General features: G+C 73.2%; 14 protein-coding genes and 1 pseudogene. 9 read left to right on the top strand and 6 right to left on the bottom strand.

Annotation, left to right across the window (positions count from 1 at the left end; translation table 11 throughout):
• The first annotated feature begins 40 nt into the window (after positions 1–40).
• Positions 41–649, top strand: a complete 609-nt coding sequence (locus tag OG310_RS30895; RefSeq protein WP_329459127.1) for a TetR/AcrR family transcriptional regulator — start codon at positions 41–43, stop codon at positions 647–649.
• 45 nt (positions 650–694) lie between these two features.
• Here the strand turns inward: OG310_RS30895 and OG310_RS30890 are convergent, their stop codons facing one another.
• Complete coding sequence (locus OG310_RS30890) at positions 695–1,714, bottom strand: aldo/keto reductase (RefSeq protein WP_329459126.1); 1,020 nt, start codon at positions 1,712–1,714, stop codon at positions 695–697.
• A 127-nt stretch (positions 1,715–1,841) separates the two neighbouring features.
• On the opposite strand from OG310_RS30890, the gene OG310_RS30885 reads away from it, so the two are divergent.
• A complete protein-coding gene (locus OG310_RS30885) occupies positions 1,842–2,741 on the top strand; it encodes a helix-turn-helix transcriptional regulator (protein WP_329459125.1) in 900 nt (299 codons plus the stop codon).
• A gap of 42 nt (positions 2,742–2,783) precedes the next feature.
• Here OG310_RS30885 and OG310_RS30880 read toward each other — a convergent pair whose 3' ends face one another.
• Positions 2,784–3,749 carry a pyridoxal-phosphate dependent enzyme gene (locus tag OG310_RS30880; RefSeq protein WP_329459124.1) on the bottom strand — a complete coding sequence of 322 codons (966 nt, stop codon included), beginning with the start codon at positions 3,747–3,749 and terminating at the stop codon, positions 2,784–2,786.
• A gap of 365 nt (positions 3,750–4,114) precedes the next feature.
• Here OG310_RS30880 and OG310_RS30875 point away from each other — a divergent pair, with 365 nt between their 5' ends.
• On the top strand, positions 4,115–5,521 hold the full coding sequence (locus OG310_RS30875; RefSeq protein ID WP_443078911.1) for an FAD-binding oxidoreductase: 1,407 nt from the start codon (positions 4,115–4,117) through the stop codon (positions 5,519–5,521).
• Positions 5,522–6,147: 626 nt separating this feature from the next.
• Here OG310_RS30875 and OG310_RS30870 read toward each other — a convergent pair.
• Positions 6,148–7,572 carry an MFS transporter gene (locus OG310_RS30870; RefSeq protein ID WP_329459122.1) on the bottom strand — a complete coding sequence of 475 codons (1,425 nt, stop codon included), beginning with the start codon at positions 7,570–7,572 and terminating at the stop codon, positions 6,148–6,150.
• 230 nt (positions 7,573–7,802) lie between these two features.
• Between OG310_RS30870 and OG310_RS30865 the strand changes: the two genes are divergently transcribed.
• A complete protein-coding gene (locus OG310_RS30865; RefSeq protein ID WP_329459121.1) occupies positions 7,803–8,465 on the top strand; it encodes a TetR/AcrR family transcriptional regulator in 663 nt (220 codons plus the stop codon).
• Positions 8,466–8,718: 253 nt separating this feature from the next.
• On the opposite strand, the gene OG310_RS30860 is transcribed toward OG310_RS30865, so the two are convergent.
• On the bottom strand, positions 8,719–8,922 hold the full coding sequence (locus tag OG310_RS30860) for a hypothetical protein (RefSeq protein WP_329459120.1): 204 nt from the start codon (positions 8,920–8,922) through the stop codon (positions 8,719–8,721).
• Positions 8,923–9,052: 130 nt separating this feature from the next.
• On the opposite strand from OG310_RS30860, the gene OG310_RS30855 reads away from it, so the two are divergent.
• Entirely contained in the window at positions 9,053–10,174 is a 1,122-nt protein-coding gene (locus OG310_RS30855) for a lipid II:glycine glycyltransferase FemX (RefSeq protein ID WP_329459119.1), read from the top strand.
• A 175-nt stretch (positions 10,175–10,349) separates the two neighbouring features.
• Here the strand turns inward: OG310_RS30855 and OG310_RS38615 are convergent.
• A pseudogene (locus OG310_RS38615) lies at positions 10,350–10,882 on the bottom strand (GMC oxidoreductase); the annotation flags it as partial.
• A 157-nt stretch (positions 10,883–11,039) separates the two neighbouring features.
• Here OG310_RS38615 and OG310_RS30845 point away from each other — a divergent pair.
• The 4 genes from OG310_RS30845 to OG310_RS30830 all read left to right on the top strand — a co-directional run bounded on the left by OG310_RS30845 (position 11,040) and on the right by OG310_RS30830 (position 16,434).
• Complete coding sequence (locus OG310_RS30845) at positions 11,040–11,753, top strand: TetR/AcrR family transcriptional regulator (RefSeq protein WP_329459117.1); 714 nt, start codon at positions 11,040–11,042, stop codon at positions 11,751–11,753.
• Positions 11,750–12,952 carry an FAD-dependent oxidoreductase gene (locus tag OG310_RS30840; RefSeq protein ID WP_329459116.1) on the top strand — a complete coding sequence of 401 codons (1,203 nt, stop codon included), beginning with the start codon at positions 11,750–11,752 and terminating at the stop codon, positions 12,950–12,952. The genes OG310_RS30845 and OG310_RS30840 overlap by 4 nt, the downstream gene beginning before the upstream one ends.
• A 417-nt stretch (positions 12,953–13,369) precedes the next feature.
• A complete protein-coding gene (locus tag OG310_RS30835) occupies positions 13,370–15,667 on the top strand; it encodes a prolyl oligopeptidase family serine peptidase (RefSeq protein WP_329459115.1) in 2,298 nt (765 codons plus the stop codon).
• Between the two features lie 230 nt (positions 15,668–15,897).
• Positions 15,898–16,434: a gamma carbonic anhydrase family protein gene (locus tag OG310_RS30830; protein WP_329459114.1), complete on the top strand. Its 537-nt coding sequence runs from the start codon at positions 15,898–15,900 to the stop codon at positions 16,432–16,434.
• A 278-nt stretch (positions 16,435–16,712) separates the two neighbouring features.
• Here the strand turns inward: OG310_RS30830 and OG310_RS30825 are convergent, their stop codons facing one another.
• The gene (locus OG310_RS30825; protein WP_329459113.1) at positions 16,713–17,537 is read right to left on the bottom strand and encodes an LLM class F420-dependent oxidoreductase; all 825 of its coding nucleotides are present in this window, start codon (positions 17,535–17,537) and stop codon (positions 16,713–16,715) included.
• Positions 17,538–17,608 lie beyond the last annotated feature (71 nt).

Here is a 17,608-nt window from a genome sequence, read left to right as displayed (position 1 = left end):
CTGGTCCAGTGAGTCGACCGCGAGATCCCGGGAGGACCCGATGACAGCCGCCCTGACCGCGAAGGGCCGGGCCACCCGCACCCGGATCGTGGAGTCCGCGGCCCTCGTCCTGCGCGAAGCGGGGGTCACCGCGACCCTGGACGACATCAGGGAGCGGTCCGGCACCAGCAAGAGCCAGTTGTTCCACTACTTCCCCGAGGGAAAGGACCAGCTCCTGCTGGCCGTCGCACAGTACGAGGCGGACCGCGTCCTCGACGACCAGCAGCCGTACCTGGGCTGCCTGGACTCCTGGGATGCCTGGTACCGCTGGCGGGACGCCGTCGTGGCGCGGTACGAGGCGCAGGGCGACACCTGCCCGCTCGGCTCCTTGTTCCAGCAGGTCGGGCGGTCGACGCCGGGCGCCCGTGCCATCGTCGTGGGGCTCCTCAGCTCCTGGCAGGAGCACCTCGCGACCGGCATCAGGGCCCTGCGGGACGGCGGCCTGCTGCCCGAGTCCTACGACGTCGAGGCCGCGGCGGCGGCCCTCCTCGCCGGTGTCCAGGGCGGTGTGGCGATCATGCTGGCGACGGGTCGGTCGGAGCACCTCAAGGCCGCCCTGGACTGGAACATCTCCCGGATGCGCGAGGCGGCGGCCGTCCCCGTGCGGTGAGCGCGGGGACGGCCGCCGGTCAAGCGGGTCCGACCGCCCGGGCGGTCAGCGGGCGATACGCCGGGCCCGCTTGTCGTCCAGCGCGGACGGCACGAACATCCGGTCGTTGTGGTTCAGGTCGGTGCCCGGCGGAACGATCTCGTCGATCCGGTCGAGCACGTCGTCACCGAGCACCACGTCCGCGCCCGACAGCAGGCCCGCGAGATGCTCCGGCGTGCGCGGCCCGATGAGGACGGACGTGACCGCCGGGTGCGCCCGCACGAAGGCCGTGGCCAGGTGCGGCATCGGCAGGCCCGCCTCGTCCGCCACCTTCGACAGCTTCTGAACGGCCTCGGCCTTGGCACGGTTGCCCGGGTCCGACTGGTCGAACAGCCGCGCACCGGGGCCGGCGTTGCGGTGCCCGGCCGTCGGATCGGCACGGCCGGAGAGCCAGCCGGAGCCGAGCGGTCCGAACGTCAGGACGCCCATGCCGTAACGCTGCGCGGTCGGCAGGACATCGGCCTCGATGCCGCGCAACAGCATGTTGTACTGGGGCTGTTCCGACCGGAAGCGGTGGTGGCCCCGGCGCTCCGCGGTCCACTGGGCCTCGACGGTCTGCCCGGGGTGGAACATCGACGAGCCGAAGGCCCGCACCTTGCCCTCCCTGACGAGGTCCGAGAGCGCGGAAAGGGTCTCGTCCAGTTCCGTGACCGGGTCCCAGCGGTGCATCTGGTACAGGTCGATGTGGTCGGTGCCCAGGCGGCTCAGGCTCCCCTCCACCGCACGCATGATCCACTTACGGGATCCGCCACGCTGGTTGTCGTCGGCGCCCATCGGCATCGCGAACTTGGTCGCGAGCACGACCTCGTCGCGGCGTCCCTTGAGCGCCTTGCCGACGATGGTCTCGCTCTCCCCGGCGGAGTAGACGTCCGCCGTGTCGATGAAGTTGATGCCGGCGTCCATCGCCGTGTGGATGATGCGCACCGACTCGTCGTGGTCGGTGTTGCCCATCTCCCCGAGCATCATCGTGCCCAGCGCGAACTCGCTGACCGACATGCCCGTACCGCCGAGGATTCTGCGTTCCATTGCCCTCTCCCGCCGCTCTCGTCTGTTCACGTACCAGCCAAACACCGGCGGAGGGCGGTCGCAGCGCGCGAGCCAGGTACCAGGAGAACCCCCCGGGCACCGCGGGCGGCGGGAATACCCTGGCGGTATGCGCGAAGCGGACGAGGCGGACCATGACGCGAACACGGAGCTCAGGGAGTTCCTCCGCAGCCGGCGGGCCAGGATCTCGCCCGGCGAGGCGGGCCTGTCCGCGCTCGCCGGGCAGGGTCCGCGCCGGGTGCCGGGACTGCGCCGCGAGGAAGTCGCCCGCTTGGCCGGGGTGAGCGTGGACTACTACGTGCGTCTGGAACGCGGGCGGGGCGCGAACGTCTCGGACGCCGTGCTGGCCTCACTCGCCCGCGCGCTGCGGCTGGACGACACGGAGCGCGCGCATCTCTTCACCCTCGCGGGGCCCGCGCACCGGCGCCGCCGCGGACGCGGTGCGGCCCGCGCGCCGGTGGACGCGGTGCAGCGCGTACGGCCCGGACTCCTACGGCTCCTCGACGGGCTCGACGACGCCCCGGCGCTCGTGCTCGGCCGCCGCTACGACGTCCTGGCGAGCAACGCCCTCGCCCGCGCCTTCTACACCGATTTCGACGCGATGCCCGCCCCGGACCGCAACATGCTGCGTTATCTCTTCCTCGACCCCACGGCACGGAGCCTGTACGTGGACTGGCCGGCCGCCGCGCGCAGCACCGTCGCCGCTCTGCGCCTCGACGCGGGGCGGCATCCCGGCGATCCCCTGCTGGCGGGCCTGGTCGCCGAGTTGTCCGACCGGGACGGCGATTTCCGGCGGTGGTGGGCCCGGCACGACGTGTCGGAGCGTGGGTACGGCGTGAAGCGCTATCACCACCCGGTGGTCGGCGACCTGGTCCTCGGCTACGAGTCGCTGACCCCGACCACCGACCCCGACCAGATCCTGGGCATGCACACGGCGGAGCCGGGCTCACCCTCGGAGGCGGCGCTCCGGCGGCTGGCAGCCCGGGCACCGGTGCGGACCGCGCTCTGAGGGGCGCGCGGGGACAGCAGGCCGCGCGCCCGTGGGGGCATCTCAGTCGCCGCAGAGCTCCGCGAAACGGCGCGCGTCGATGTTGCCGCCGGAGATGATCACGCCGACGCGTCCGGGGCTCCGCACGCGGCCTGTGAGGAGCGCGGCCAGGCCGGTGGCTCCGCTCGGTTCGATCACGGTCTTCAGCCGCTCGAAAGCCATCCGCATCGCGTCGCGGATCTCGTCGTCGGAGACGAGGACGATGCCGTCCACCAGCCGCTCGTTGATCGAGAACGTCAGCTCGCCGGGCGTCTCGGCGGCCTGGCCGTCCGCGATGGTCCTGGGGACCGGGACCGTGACACGACGGCCCGCAGCGAGGGAGCGCTTCGTGTCGTCGCCCGCCTCGGGTTCGACCCCGATCACCCGGATACCGGCGTTCAGCCCCTTGGCCGCGGTCGAGGCCCCGGCGAGCAGCCCGCCGCCGCCGACCGGCACGACGAGCGTGTCGAGCCCGTCGACCTCCTCGATCAGCTCCAGCGCGGCCGTCCCCTGCCCCGCGATGACGTCCGGGTGTTCGTACGGCGGGATGAGGGTCAGCCCCCGTTCGGCGGCCATCGCCTCGCCGAGGGCGACCCGGTCACCGGTGTAGCGGTCGTACGTGAGGACCTCGGCGCCGTAGCCGGCCGTGGCCTCCCGCTTGGAGCGCGGGGTGTCCTGCGGCATCAGGATGACCGCGGTACTGCCGAGCTCCCGTGCGGCGAGCGCGACGGCCTGCGCGTGGTTGCCGGAGGAGTACGCGGCGATGCCGGCGGCCAGCTGCCGGGGTGACAGCCGGGACGCCGCGTTGTACGCGCCGCGGAACTTGAACGCCCCGACGCGCTGGAGGTTCTCGCACTTCAGGAACACCTCCGCACCCACCAGCTCGTCCAGGGTCCGGGAGCGCAGGACGGGCGTGCGGTGCGCGACACCCTTGATCCGCTCGGCGGCGTCACGGACGTCGTCCAGGGTGACCGGCGGCGTCTTCGTCATACTGGCCCTCCAGGGCGGCAGGAGACGGCCGGGACCGGCCGTACGGGTTACCGAACAGCCTCGAACGTATCCCATGCCATCCCCTCCCCGGCCAGTGGGTTTTCCCGGTTCCGGGCAGCCGCGCCGACGCCGCGGCGCGGGACCGGCCGAGGCCTGGGGCATCGGGCATCGGGCATCGGGCACGGCCGGTCGCCCGGCACCGTGAGCGGGCGGGGCCCGCACACTTCCGGTCCGGGCCGCCGAGCTCCCGCGACCACGCGTTAGCGTCTTAGGTGTAAAGGACACGGACGCGGGTGCGCGGCCGGACGCGCGGACCACCGCGGCCGGGACGCCACGCACACACGCCACGACCGAGGAGGCACGCCATCACGACCGCAGATCCCCGTACAGCCCTCGCCGCGGCGCTCCCGGACAGCGAACTCGTCACCGATCCCGATGTGCTGGCTTCCCTGAGCGCGGACGACGCCGAATGGGCACCCGCGGGGCGCCCGCTGGCCGCGCTGCGCGCCACCTCCACGGCGGAGGTGGCGGCGGCCGTCGCCGCCTGCGCGGACTTGGGCGTCGCGGTGGTCCCCCGCGGCGCGGGGACGGGACTGTCCGGCGGGGCCAACGCCACGGACGGCTGCCTCGTCCTCGACATGTCCCGTATGAACCGGGTTCTGGAGATCGACGAGGAGAACCTGATCGCCGTCGTCCAGCCGGGCGTCGTCAACAACGACCTCAAGGCCGCCGTGGCCGAGCGCGGCCTGTGGTACCCGCCGGACCCCGCGAGCGCGCCCTGGTCCACGATCGGTGGCAACGTGGCGACCAACGCGGGCGGCCTGTGCTGCCTCAAATACGGGGTCACGCGCGACTACGTGCTCGGCCTCCAGGCGGTCGTGGGCGGCCCCGCGGGTGCGTACGGCACGGTGGTGCGCCTCGGCCGGCGCACGACGAAGGGCGTGTCCGGGTACGACCTCGCCGGTCTGTTCGTCGGCTCCGAGGGAACTCTCGGCGTCGTCACCGAGATCACCCTCAGGCTGCGCCCGGCGCTGCGCGACGCCCCGCACACGGTGGTCGGGGCCTTCGACGACCTGGTGACGGCGGGCGAGGCCGTCGCGCTGTGCACGCGGCGCGGACTGCGGCCCGCCGCGCTCGAACTCCTCGACCGCGCCTGCCTGGAGGCCGTGGAGGAGTGGAAGCATCTCGGAATCGGTCCGGAGGCGAACGCGCTGCTGCTGGCACGGCTCGACGCGCCGGGGCAGGCGGGCCTCGACGAGGCGGAGGCGGTCGCCGCGGCCTTCACCGACTCCGGCGCCCGCTGGGCGGAGCGCTCCACGGACGCCACGGAGGCGGAGGCGCTGTTCGAGGCGCGGCGGCTCGCCTACCCCGCACTGGAACGACTGGGGCCGGTCCTCACCGAGGACGTGTGCGTGCCCCTCTCGGCCGTCCCCGAGATGCTCGCCCGCACGGAGGAGATCGGCGCGCGGCACGGCGTACGGATCGCGACCATCGCGCACGCCGGAGACGGCAACCTGCATCCGCTGCTGATCACCGCACCCGGCGACGACACGGCGCGCCGGGCGGCGCAGGCCGCGTTCGAGGAACTGCTGGTGGCGGCGGTGGCACTGGGCGGCACGGTCACCGGCGAGCACGGGGTCGGGCTGCTCAAGCGCGGCGGCATGCGCGGGGAACTGGGGCCCGAGGTCTGCGCGATGCAGGACGCGCTCAAGCTCACGCTGGACCCGCTCGGCCTGTTCAACCCGGGCAAGGTGACGGGGGACCCAAGGTGACGGGGGACCCCACCTCCGCCCCCGTGGGGGCACCGGGCCGGATCGCGGCGCCCGGGACGTCGCCAGACGCGGCGCTGGGGGCATGACGGAAAGGGCCGGGCCGAGGGTCGCCCGCCGGGAGGGCCGCCGGGGCAGCCCGGCCGGGTGGCGGGCAGTCCTCCCGGGTGCCGTCGGCGAAGGGCCGGCCTCCGCCGATGTGACACGGCAACCGATGGAAGGGTGTGGTCCATGAAGTCCGGCCCCGGCCCGTGCCGGGACGTCCGTCCGGAGGGGTTCGACGAATCGGACGCCGAGACCCAGGTGCATCGCATGCGAGGAAGCTGTTCCCCGCCGCGACGGCCGCGGAGGCCTTCAGGAAAGCCTGTGAACGGGTCGGCGCGCAGCAGGTCTTCCTGGTGGACGTCTCCTGGGACTTCGCGCACGACGAGGACGAGCCGTACACGCTGGGCATCTGTCCCACCTTCGAGCAGGACCCCGAGGACGACTGACGGCGCTTCGTCCGGCGAGGGCCGCCGCGCCCGGCTGCCGCCGCCGGTCGCGGCGGCGCGGGTCGGTCACCGGAGGCGGAGGCGGAGGTGGCGGACCAGTACGCCGTGCCGCCTCCGGCCGCGAGCCGGCCGGAGGGGTCAGGCCGCCGCCGTCGCCTGCGCGATCTGCTTCTCGTCGGGAGTCAGCCGGGGCGCCATCAGCGAGACACCGATGTTGATCAGTGTGAACACGCCGGCGATCAGCAGACCCCGGTGGAACCCGTCCACCAGCGCCTGCTGTGGAGAGGAGCCGGACCCGAGTGACGCCGTGGTGGCGGAGAGGGAGAGGGTGGTGACGATCGCGAGCCCCAGCGCGCCGCCCACCTGGTAGAAGGCCGTCACCACTCCGGACGCGGCGCCCGCCTCCTCGTTCCGCACGTCCACGACGGCCGCGATCTGGGCCGGCACACCGACCGTGATGATCCCCAGTCCGAACAGCACCAGGCCCGGCAGCAGTTCGCTGACGTAGCTGCCGCTGGCGCCTGCCCCCATCAGCAGTGCGAGGCCGCCGAGCATCAGCACCGCGCCGGCCAGTTGGACCGGCTTGGTGCCGAACCGGTGCACCAGTTGCGTGGAGAGCACGGCAGCCGCGATGGCAGCGGCCCCCATGGGCAGGAACTGAAGTCCCGCGTCGAGTGCCGAATCACCGCGTACCTGCTGCAGGTAGAGCGACGTCAGGTAGAACATGCCGAGGAACGAGGCCCCGTTGAGAGCCAGCGCCGTACTCGACGTCGACAGCGCGCGGGAGGTGAAAAGGCGCAGCGGCACCAGCGGCGCCACGGACCGGCGTTCGACGGCCACGAACGCCGCGAGCAGCGCCACGCCGCCCACAAGGAAGCCCAGGACCTCCAGCGATCCCCACCCCGCGGGCTCCGCGCGCACGACCCCGTAGACGACGGCGAGCACTCCCGCCGTGCCCAGTGCGGCGCCGGCCGCGTCGAAGGAGCGCCGGCCGCTCGCGCCCGGCACGGGGCTGATGAACCGCGGCGCGAGAGCCATGATCAGCGCGACGACGGGGACGTTGACGAAGAACACCCACCGCCAGTCGAGCGCGTCCACCAGCAGGCCGCCGACCACCACACCGAGGGTGCCGCCGAGCCCCGCGAGGCCGCCCCACACCCCCATGGCGATGTTGCGGTCCCGGCCGTGCGGAAAGGTCACGGTCAGGATCGACAGGGCGGCCGGCGACAGGATCGCCGCGCCGAGCCCCTGGACCGCGCGAGCCGCGATCAGGACCCCGGGCGATCCGGCGAACCCGCAGATCAGCGAGGTCGCACCGAACAGTGCGAGGCCCGCGACGAACACGCGACGCGAGCCCAACAGGTCGGCGGCGCGGCCCCCGAGGAGCAGGAAGCCGCCGAACACGAGGGTGTACGCACTGATCACCCACGGGAGGTTCGCCGGGGAGAAGTGCAGGTCGGTCTGGATGTGCGGGAGCGCGACATTCACGATCGTCACGTCCAGCACCACGATGAACTGCGCGAAGGCCAGGACGGCCAGAGTCGCCCAGGGATTGCGTCGCACGGTGCGATCACCTCGTCCTCAGGAAGCGGCAGGGAAGGGAGGGGCGCGGCACGCCCACCGCGGCACGGCACGAGGTCCACCGCGCGGCGGACGCGGCATCTCGCCCGTCCTCGACTGCGTACGCCCTATGCGTACGCTGAATGCGTGCGACGTATGCATACGCCGTACACTTCATGGTTTACACAGTACACTCAGTGCAGGGGCGAACGAACCACGGAAGGTCGGACGGCATGGCAGCCACAGCACGCCTGAGCAAGGAAGCACTGGTCACCACGGCCATGGAGATCGCAGACGCACAGGGCCTGGAGGCCGTGACCGTGCGCCGGCTCGCGCAGGAGCACGGCGTGACCCCCATGGCGCTCTACCGCCATTTCCGGGACAAGGAAGACGTCCTGGACGCCCTCGCGGCACGCCTCTTCGAGCAGGTCGAGATGCCTTACCAGGACGACCGCCCATGGGACGCGCAGATGGCGGACGTGTTCTCGGCCGTCGTACGGGCCCTGCGCCCGCACCCGGCGGTCGCCGCGCTCGTGGTCACGCGCGGCCTCGACTCGGAACCCGCGCTCACCCTCGCGGAACGGGCGCTGGGACTGCTCGCGAACGCCGGGTTCCCGGTGGAGGACGCGGCACAGATCGCCGGACAGGCCCTGTGCTCCCTCGGGGCGCTCGTGGTCAGCGAGCCGGGCGGCGGCCCGGCCGCACCCGTCGACCCCGAGGAGCGGGAGGCGGCGGTCCGCGCCCGGCGGGCGACGCTCTCGGCGCTGCCCCCGGCCCGGTACCCGCACGTCGTCGCGGCCGCCGACGTGCTCGCGGACTGCCCCAACGGCGACGCGTACTACGAGCGGGGCGTGCACGCGATCGTCGGCGGCATGCGGCACGTGCGCGTGCCCTGACCACGCCGCTGGGCACGGGCACGTGGCCTGCATCCGACCGACGAGACGGATCGCCGCGCCGGCTGATGGCGTGTGACATGCCGCCGATGGCGTAATCGGGGCTTCGGGGCGTCGGACCGGTCACGCTGTGCTGCGGTGGTCACGGTCATTCCAGGGGTCCGTGGGTGCACAGGCCGCGTGGGGGGATCGTGGAACGGATCGGTCCTGATCCCCGGTGGGAGGCGACCGTCCCGGGGCGGATGGTGGCTCAGCGCTACGAGGCGTCGTGGAACACGGCCGCGAAGGCGCGGGCGTCCGCGGTGCCTTCAGGCCGGAAAACCACTCCCGCGCGAGCGTCCTGGAAGCGGTCAAGGGCTTCTTCGACGCGATGCTCCACGAGGACCTTCAGACCGGGAAGAAGCGGAAGCACACCGTCGACCGAATTCTCCAACACCTGGCGGGCGAGCACCGCTTTCAAGCGGGGTCGTACCCACGGTCCGGCACGACACGCGCGGTGGAGTGCCCGGCCCGAGGAGCCCGCGCGGTCGGGGCCGATGCGCGGCAGCGCCCTTCAGTAGGCTGACGCGTCGAGCAAAGGAGCACCGCTCATGAGTTTCCGCCTCAAGGCGATCACCCGTGAGGAGCATCTCGCCTTCATCATGGCGCTGCCCTCGGCCAGTCACATGCAGGTTCCGTCCTGGGGCGATGTGAAGCCGGACTGGCGGGCGGAGAGTCTGGGCTGGATCGACGAGAACGACCGTCTCGCCGGTGTGGGGCTGGTGCTGTTCCGGCCGTTGCCGAAGCTCAAGCGGTACCTCGCCTATCTGCCCGAAGGGCCGGTCATCGACTGGCACGCACCGGATCTTGAGCAGTGGCTGGAGCCGATGCTCACCTATCTGAAGGCCCAGGGCGCTTTCTCCGTGAAGATGGGGCCGCCCGTCGTCACCCGCCGCTGGAGCGCGGAGGCGGTCAAGGCCGCGATCGCCGACCCGCGGGCCGGACACCTGCGTGACGTGAAGGCCACCGCACACGAGCCAGGCGCCTTCGACGTCGCCGACCGGCTCCGGGGGATGGGCTGGCAGCAGACCGAGCCCGGCAATGAGGACAGCTTCGCCGCCGGTCAGCCGCGCTATGTGTTCCACGTCCCGTTCGCCGGCCGCTCGCTGGAGGACATCCGGCTCGGACTCAACCAGCAGTGGCGCCGCAACATCAAGAAGGCCGAGAAAGCAGGCGTCAAGGTCGTCCTCGGGGGGTACGACGATCTGCCCGTCTTCTACCACCTCTACGTGGAGACCGCCCGACGTGACCGCTTCATCCCGCGCCCCCAGGCCTACTTCCAGCGCATGTGGACCGTACTGACGGCGGAGGACCCCGACCGTATGCGGCTCTACCTCGCCCACCACGAGGGTGACGTGCTCGCGGCGGCCACCATGCTGACTGTCGGTGAGCACGCCTGGTACTCCTATGGCGCCTCCACCGACCGGAAGCGCGAGGTCCAGCCGAACAACGCGATCCAGTGGCGGATGATGTCCGACGCCCATGAACTCGGCGCGGGCATCTACGACTTCCGCGGCATCACCGACACCTTGGAGGAGAGCAACCACCTGCTGGGCCTCCTCCGGTTCAAAGTCGGCTCCGGCGGTGAGGCCGTGGAATACCTCGGCGAGTGGGACTTCCCGCTCAACAAGCTCCTGCACAGGGCCCTCGACCTCTACATGTCCCGCCGCTGACGCAGGCCGTACCGCACACCCGCCGCTTCGCGAGGCGCCCTCGCGCCCACCTGTGCCCACCCGTGCCCTCAGAGGTTCAGAAGTGGTCGGCGACGATAAGTTCCGCCTCCCGTTCCGCCACCGCGAGGACGGTGGGGTGGGGGTTGGCGGCGGGGATGGACGGCATGACGGATGCGTCCACCACACGTACGCCGTCAAGGCCGTGCACGCGGAGGCGGGCGTCCGTGACGCCGCCCATGCGGCAGGTGCCGACCGGGTGGAAGTAGGTCGAGGTCTTCTGTCGGAGCCAGGAGCGGAGTTGGTCGTTCGTCGCGACGGACGGGCCGGGCAGCGCCTCGTGCCCGCGCCAGGCGTCGGCGCGGGGGCGGCGGCGATCGCCCGGGCCGTGCGGGCCGCCGCGACCATGGTCGTCAGGTCGCGCTCGTCGCTCAGGAGCCCGGGATCGATCGCCTGGGCGACGCCGGGATCACAGGAGCGCAGCGACACCGAACCACGACTGTCCGGTGTGATCGCGCTGAACCCGAAGGCGTAACGGGGCTGTCCGGGCAGCGGACGCCCGCATGGGCCCGCCCGACAGGCAGGCACGCAGGCAGGCAGGCAGAGCAGCGGTTCGCCCCGGGCCTCGCCCCGCTCGTGCCGGGCGAGCGGTGCCCCGTCGGATGCGGTGAACGGGATGGACGGGGTGAACGCGGTTTCGGCGGCCGGCATGGCGGTCATCCTGGCCAGCCGCCCGGCTTCCCGGCAAGCGCGGGGGACGCGGCCGGGAGCGGGCCCAGGGGGCAGCCGGCCCTGCAGCACATCAGGTCGTAACGAACATGTTCGCTACGACCTTGTTCGTAACGAACATGTTCGTTACGCTGAGGCCATGACAGCGCACCCCGAAGGATCCCCCAGCCGCCGCGAGCGCCCCGCCAAGCCGGCGCTGACCCGGCCGGGCATCGTGGCCACCGCCCTGGAGGTCATGCGGGCCGAGGGCCTGGCCAAGGTGACCATGCGCCGCCTGGCACAGGAACTCGACACCGGACCCGCCTCGCTCTACGTCTACGTGAGCAACACGGCCGAACTGCACGCGGCGCTCCTGGACGAACTGCTCGGCACGGTCGCACCGGCGCCGGCCGCCGGCGACTGGCGGGCCCGGCTGCACGCCGTGCTCACCTCGTACGTCGAGACGCTGTTCGCCCATCCGGGGCTCGCCCGCTCCGCGCTCACGGCCCGCCCCAGCGGCGAGCACTACCTGCGGCTGATCGAGACGCTGCTCGGCCTGCTGGACGAGGGCCGCGTGCCGCGTGACCGCGCCGCCTGGGGGGTGGACCTGCTGACCCAGTACGCCACGGCGACCGCCGCCGAGCAGGCCACCCGCGACCGCTCGCCCGAGGCGGAGGGGGACTGGGACACGCTCACCCGCGTGGTGGACGGCCTGTCGGACCGTACGCACCCCCACCTCGCCGCCGCCGCGCCCCACCTCCTGTCCGGCGCCCCGCGCGAGCGGCTCGCCTGGGGATTCGACGCGCTGATCAACGGCATCCTGCACACCCCGACGCCCTCCGCGGCGTCCGCACCCACGGGAGACCCCGCATGAGTTCCCACCACCCGGCCGATCACACGGATCCCGCTCACCCCACGGCGTCCGCTCCCCCGCCGCCCCATCACCGCGTCGCCGTCGTCGGCGCCGGGCTGGGCGGTCTCACCCTGGCCCGCGTCCTGCACACGCACGGCATCGACGTCGCGCTCCACGACCTGGAGGCGTCCCCGGACGCCCGGGGCCAGGGCGGCATGCTCGACATCCATGAGGACTCCGGTCAGTTCGCCCTGCGCGCCGCCGGTCTGCACGACGCGTTCCGCGAGCTCGTCCACCCCGGCGGTGAGGCCATGCGGGTCCTCGACCGGCACGGGTCCGTTCGCATGGATCAGAAGGACGACGGTGACGGCACCCGGCCCGAGGTCGACCGCGGCCACCTGCGCGACCTGCTGCTCGGCTCGCTGCCCGAGGGCATGATCCGCTGGGGCGCCAAGGTCACGGGGGCGCGGCGGCTCGCCTCCGGCGTCCACGAGGTGACCCTCGCCGACGGCTCCGTGTTCACCGCCGATCTGCTCGTCGGCGCCGACGGCGCGTGGTCGCGGATCCGTCCGCTGCTCTCGGATGCCGTACCCGCGTACACGGGTGTGTCGTTCGTGGAGTTCGACCTGCGGGACGCCGACGCCCGCCACCCGGCGGCCGCGGCGGTGGTCGGGGGCGGCATGCTGTTCGCGCTCGGTGCCGGCAAGGGCTTCCTCGCCCACCGCGAGAGCGACGGAAGCCTGCACGTGTACGCGGCGCTCGTGGTCCCGCAGGACTGGGCCCCGGGCGTCGACTTCCGCGACCCGGGCGCCGCGAAGGCGGCGCTGCTCGGCCACTTCACCGGCTGGGACGCGCGCCTGCGGGCTCTGGTCACGGACGCCGACGGCGACCTGGTCCCGCGTCCGGTCCACGCACTGCCGGTGGAGCACCGCTGGCCGCGGGTGCCGGGCGTCACGCTACTCGGGGACGCCGCGCACCTGATGTCCCCGTTCGCCGGGGAGGGCGCCAACCTCGCGATGCTGGACGGTGCCCGCCTCGCCGAGTGCCTGGCCGCGCACCCGCGGGACACGGAGGCCGGACTCACCGCGTACGAGGCCGAGTTGTTCGTGCGCAGCGAGGCGTCGGCAAGGGAGTCGGCGGACAACCTCGTTCTCTGCTTCCGCGAGGACGCGCCGAGCGGCCTGCTGGAACGGTTCGCCGCCTACGCACAGCGGCACTGAGCGGCCGCCGGCCGGGTAGCCTTCCCCTCCGCCACCGGGCGGTCAGCGGCCGCCGCCCGGTATGACGAACTTCCTTTTCACGCTCCCAGGTTACTTCGCGTTACTCCAGGTGACCGTTGGGCAGTGTTGTGTCCAAGCCGGTGATGTCCGGCTGTTCAGTGATAAAGGGAGAGAAGAGATGCTTCTTCCGGCGGACGACTGGAGCCCGCACGACGGCCCGGTCTCAGACGCCTCGGTGCCCCGGTGGATCGCCGACGTCTACGAGGGTGACCAGAACTGACGACCTGTCCGCCCCTGGCGGGTCCGGTTCCCGCGGCGTGGTGGCGCGGCGCGGCGGGTGGCGTGGGCCTCCCGGCGTCGCTCGCGCCCCTCGTCGGCTCCCCCATTTCTTCGACCGAGAGGCCAAGGCCGCCACCGATGTGCGCATCCCGCTCCGACGACGCGTTCCGTCCCCCCGACGCCTACCGCCAGTTGCTCGTGGAGGAGATCCACGGCTGCCAGGTCCCCGATCCCTACCGCTGGCTCGAAGCGCCCGACAGCTCCAGGACGCGGACCTGGGCCGCCCGGCAGGACGCGCTGTTCGGCGCGCACCGGGCGACCTGGATCGACCGTGAGGCGTGGAACCGCGCGCTGGCCGACGCCGCGGCGCCGTTCCGGATGTCCGCACCGGTCAGCCGGGGGCGGCGGTCCTTCACCGAACGCCTGCTGCCGGGCCAGGGGCAGGCCCAGCTCTTCGCGGCGGAACCCGACGCGTGGGACCAGCCCCGCGAGTACCTGGTGGCGGACCCGGCGGCGGATCTCGGCGGCCGCACCCGCCTCGCCCTGTGGCGCCCGTCGTGGGAGGGCGACCGGGTGGCCTGCCAGTTCGCGCCCGACGGCGGGCACACCACCGTCCTGCTGGTGTACGCGGCGGACGGCAGCGGCCCGCTCGGTGAGCCGATCCCCGGCCTGCGCCACTCCCCCGTCGCCTGGCTCCCCGGCGCCGGCGCCTTCTACTACGTGTCCGGCTCCGAGGCGGCGGACGACCCGCTGCGGGTCAGGCTGCACCGGATCGGCCGCCCGGCCGCCGAGGACGAGGAGGTGTTCGGCAACACGGTGGGCCGCGCCACGCACTTCGGACTGACCATCGCCCCCGACGGCAGGCGCCTGATCGTCTCCGTCGTCACCGGCGCCGCGTCCGGGAACGACCTGTGGCTCGCCTCGGTCTCCCCCGAGGACCCCGCACGGCCCAGCTGGCACAAGATCGTGAACGGCACGCAGGGCGCCGCGCTCGCCTCCGTGCGCCTGCACCCGGACGGCACGGCCAGGATGCACACCGACCACCTGGCCCCGCGCGGGCGGATCCTCGCCTCCGCCGGGCCGCTGAGCCCCCGCCACGGCGCCGACCAGTGGCGGGAGCTGGTGCCCGAACACCCGAGAGCCGTCCTCGGTGACAGCGCGATGCTGCACCACGCGTCACTGGCCGCCCCGGTACTGCTGGTGCTGCGTACGTCGGCGGCGGTGAGCCGGCTGACGGTGCACAACGCGACGGACGGTCAGGAGATGGCCGAGGTGCCGCTGCCCGGGACGGGCACGGTCACGGCGTTGCGCGCCGACCCGTCCGGCGGGCCGCGCGCCTGGTTCACGTACTCCGACTTCGGTACCCCGCCCCGGGTGTACTGCTACGACGCCACCACCGGCACGGTCTTCCTCTGGCAGGAGTGGTCGGAGAGTCCGGCCCCCGTCGTACCGGCCGACGTGCCCGCCGACCCGCCCCCGGATACGGCGTACGCGCCGGCGGTCCACACCGTCGCACCCTCGGTGCGCACGGGACTGGCGACCCGCCAGTTCACCTACTGGGCGAGCGACAGTGTCCCGGTCACCCTCTTCCTGCTCAGCCGGGGAGACGCCGACGACGGCCCGCGCCCGCTCATGATCACGGGATACGGCGGATTCGGGGTGCTGATGAGACCGAGCTACCGCCCGATGGCGTACGCGTGGGCCACGGCGGGCGGGGTGTTCGCGGTCGCCTGTGTCCGGGGCGGCGGCGAGGGCGGCCGGGCCTGGCACGAGGCGGGCAGCGGCCCGTTCGGCCGGGCCCGCGCGGCCGACGACCTCAACGACGCGGCGGAGTGGCTGATCAGGGAGGGCTGGACGGACCGGACCCGGCTGGCGGCGTTCGGCGGGTCCAACGGCGGTCTGCTGGTCACCGCCGCCGTCACGCGCCGCCCCGACCTGTACGCGGCCGTGTCGGTCAACGGCCCGTTGACCGACATGCTGCGCTACGACCGCTTCGGCCTGGGCAGCACCTGGATCCAGGAGTACGGCACACCCGCCGGCCCGCGCAGGACCGCCGCGCTCCTGGAACTGTCCCCGTACCACCGCGTCACCCCCGGTGTCCGCTACCCGGCCACGCTGCTGTGCGGGTCGGCCGACGACGAGCACACCGGCGCGGAGCACGTACGCAAGATGTGCGCGGCCCTGCAGCACGCGACCACCGGCCCCCCGGTCCTGATGCGCCGCGACCACCACGCGCCGCACGGCACGACGTCGTCGGCCCTGGAGGCCGACATCCTGACCTTCCTCGCCCTGCACACCGGGCTCGCGCCGCAGGGCGCCGTGCCCGAGCAGCGCACCGGTCCCGGGCGGGGCAAGCACCGGGCGGTCCCCGGGCCGTCCCCCGCGGTCCGGCTGTGGCGCTCCACGACGACCCACCTCCAGCACCCGGACGGCTGAGCGTCCCGGCGGCCGGAGCGCCCCGGGGGCGGTGGCCGGCCCTGCGGACCACCGCCCCGCGCCGGCGGCCCGCCGGACCGGTGCCCTCGTACGGTCCACCGCCGGCCGGTCCCGTTACCGGCGTGCCGGCCGGGCGGTGCCGAGGATGCCGCGTCCGCCGGGCGGGACAGCCGGGGCACATACTTCCCGGAGGCCTTCTCCCGCGCACTCGTCCCCCGGAGGAACCGTCGATGGACATACGGCACGACGCCCCGCTGCTCCTGGCCCTTGGAGAGGCCCGCCCCGAGGTCGAGGAGAGTGCCTGGATCGCCCCGGGCGCCCGGCTGCTCGGCGAGGTCACGGTCGGGAGCGGATCGTCCGTCTGGTACGGCGTGGTGCTGCGCGCCGACCTCGCGCCGATCACGATCGGCCGCGACTCCAATCTCCAGGACAACGCGGTCGTGCACAACGACACGGGATGCCCGACCGTGCTCGGCGACCGGGTGTCGGTGGGGCACACGGCGGTCGTGCACGGCGCCGTCATCGGCGACGACTGCCTGATCGGCATGGCGGCGGTGGTCATGAACCGTGCGCGGATCGGGGCGGGCACGCTCGTCGCGGCCGGCGCCGTCGTCCCCGAGGGGTCCGTGGTGCCGCCGGGTTCGCTGGTGGTGGGCGTGCCGGGCAGCGTACGGCGTCTCCTCCGCGCGGAGGAGACGGCGAAGATCCGGCACAACGCGGAGCTCTACCGGGAACTGGCGGGGCGCCACCGCGCCGCCCTGTCCTGACACCGTCCCCCTGCCCGCTGTCCCCTGTCCCCCATCGTCCTGTCGCCCGTCCCCGCCCCCATCGTCCTGTCGCCCCGCCACAGGGCTCCGGTCGAGGTCCCCTCGCAGAGCCCGGGGACGGCTTCGCTCCCGGCGGGAGCCCCACGGCGGTGGGGAGGTACGGGCGCCGCGCCCCGGCCCGCGCCGGAGCCGGGGCCAGGAGCAGTGAGCCCGCGCCGGAGCGGGGGCCGGGGCCGGGAACAGGGAGCCCGCGCCAGGCCGGGAACCCGAGCCGGGAGTCAGCCGGCCAGGGCGCTCACCGCGGCCATGCTGTCCAGGACGCGCAGGGTGTCCGCCTCCCCTTCGGTGGGCAGCTCGAACAGCAGTCGGTCCACGCCGAGTTCCGCGTACGCGGCGATGTCCTGCGGCTTGTGCGTCGCGTCGAAGACGGTGACGGGGACCTCGCGGCCCGCCTGTTCGTTCAGCCGCCTCATCTGGGGACCGAGTTCCTTCGGGGGCACCCCGTTGGCGAGCCAGGCGTCGCCGTACTTCACCACACGGCCGAAGGCCCGTTCGCCGCCGCCCACGAAGACCAGGGGGTGCGGCGCGCGGACGGGCTTGGGCCAGGAGTACACGGGGTCGAGGTCGATGAACTCCCCGTGGAACTCGGTGGTCTCCTGCGTCCACAGCGACAGCATGACCGCCAGCCGCTCGTCGACCAGCCGGCCCCGGGTGGTGGGGTCGGTGCCGTGGTTCTCCATCTCCTCACGGTTCCAGCCCACCCCGACGCCGAACACGGCCCGACCGCCCGACACCACGTCGAGGGAGGCGACCTCCTTCGCCGTATGGATCGGGTCCCGCTGGGCCAGCAGGGCGACGCCGGTCCCCACGAGGAGCCGTTTCGTCACCACGGCGACCGCCGTGAGCGCGACGAACGGATCGAGCGTCCGGTAGTACTTCACCGGCAGTTCGGCGCCTCCGTTCCACGGGGAGCGCCGCTCCACCGGGATGTGCGAGTGCTCGGCGATCAGCAGCATGTCGAAGCCGCGTTCCTCCAGCGCCCTGCCGAGGGCGACCGGGGCGATGCCCTGATCGGTGATGAAGGTGGAAATGCCGTACTTCACTGGCGGTCCCTTTCCCGTGTCCGTCCTGCGACGACCCTACGAGCAGCGGGGCGTCACGGCACGGCCACCGC

Origin of the sequence: Streptomyces sp. NBC_01497 (genome assembly GCF_036250695.1) — a bacterium.
Lineage (GTDB): Bacteria > Actinomycetota > Actinomycetes > Streptomycetales > Streptomycetaceae > Streptomyces.
Note: the sequence above shows the minus strand (reverse complement) of the source record. Positions and strands in the feature narration are given on the sequence as shown.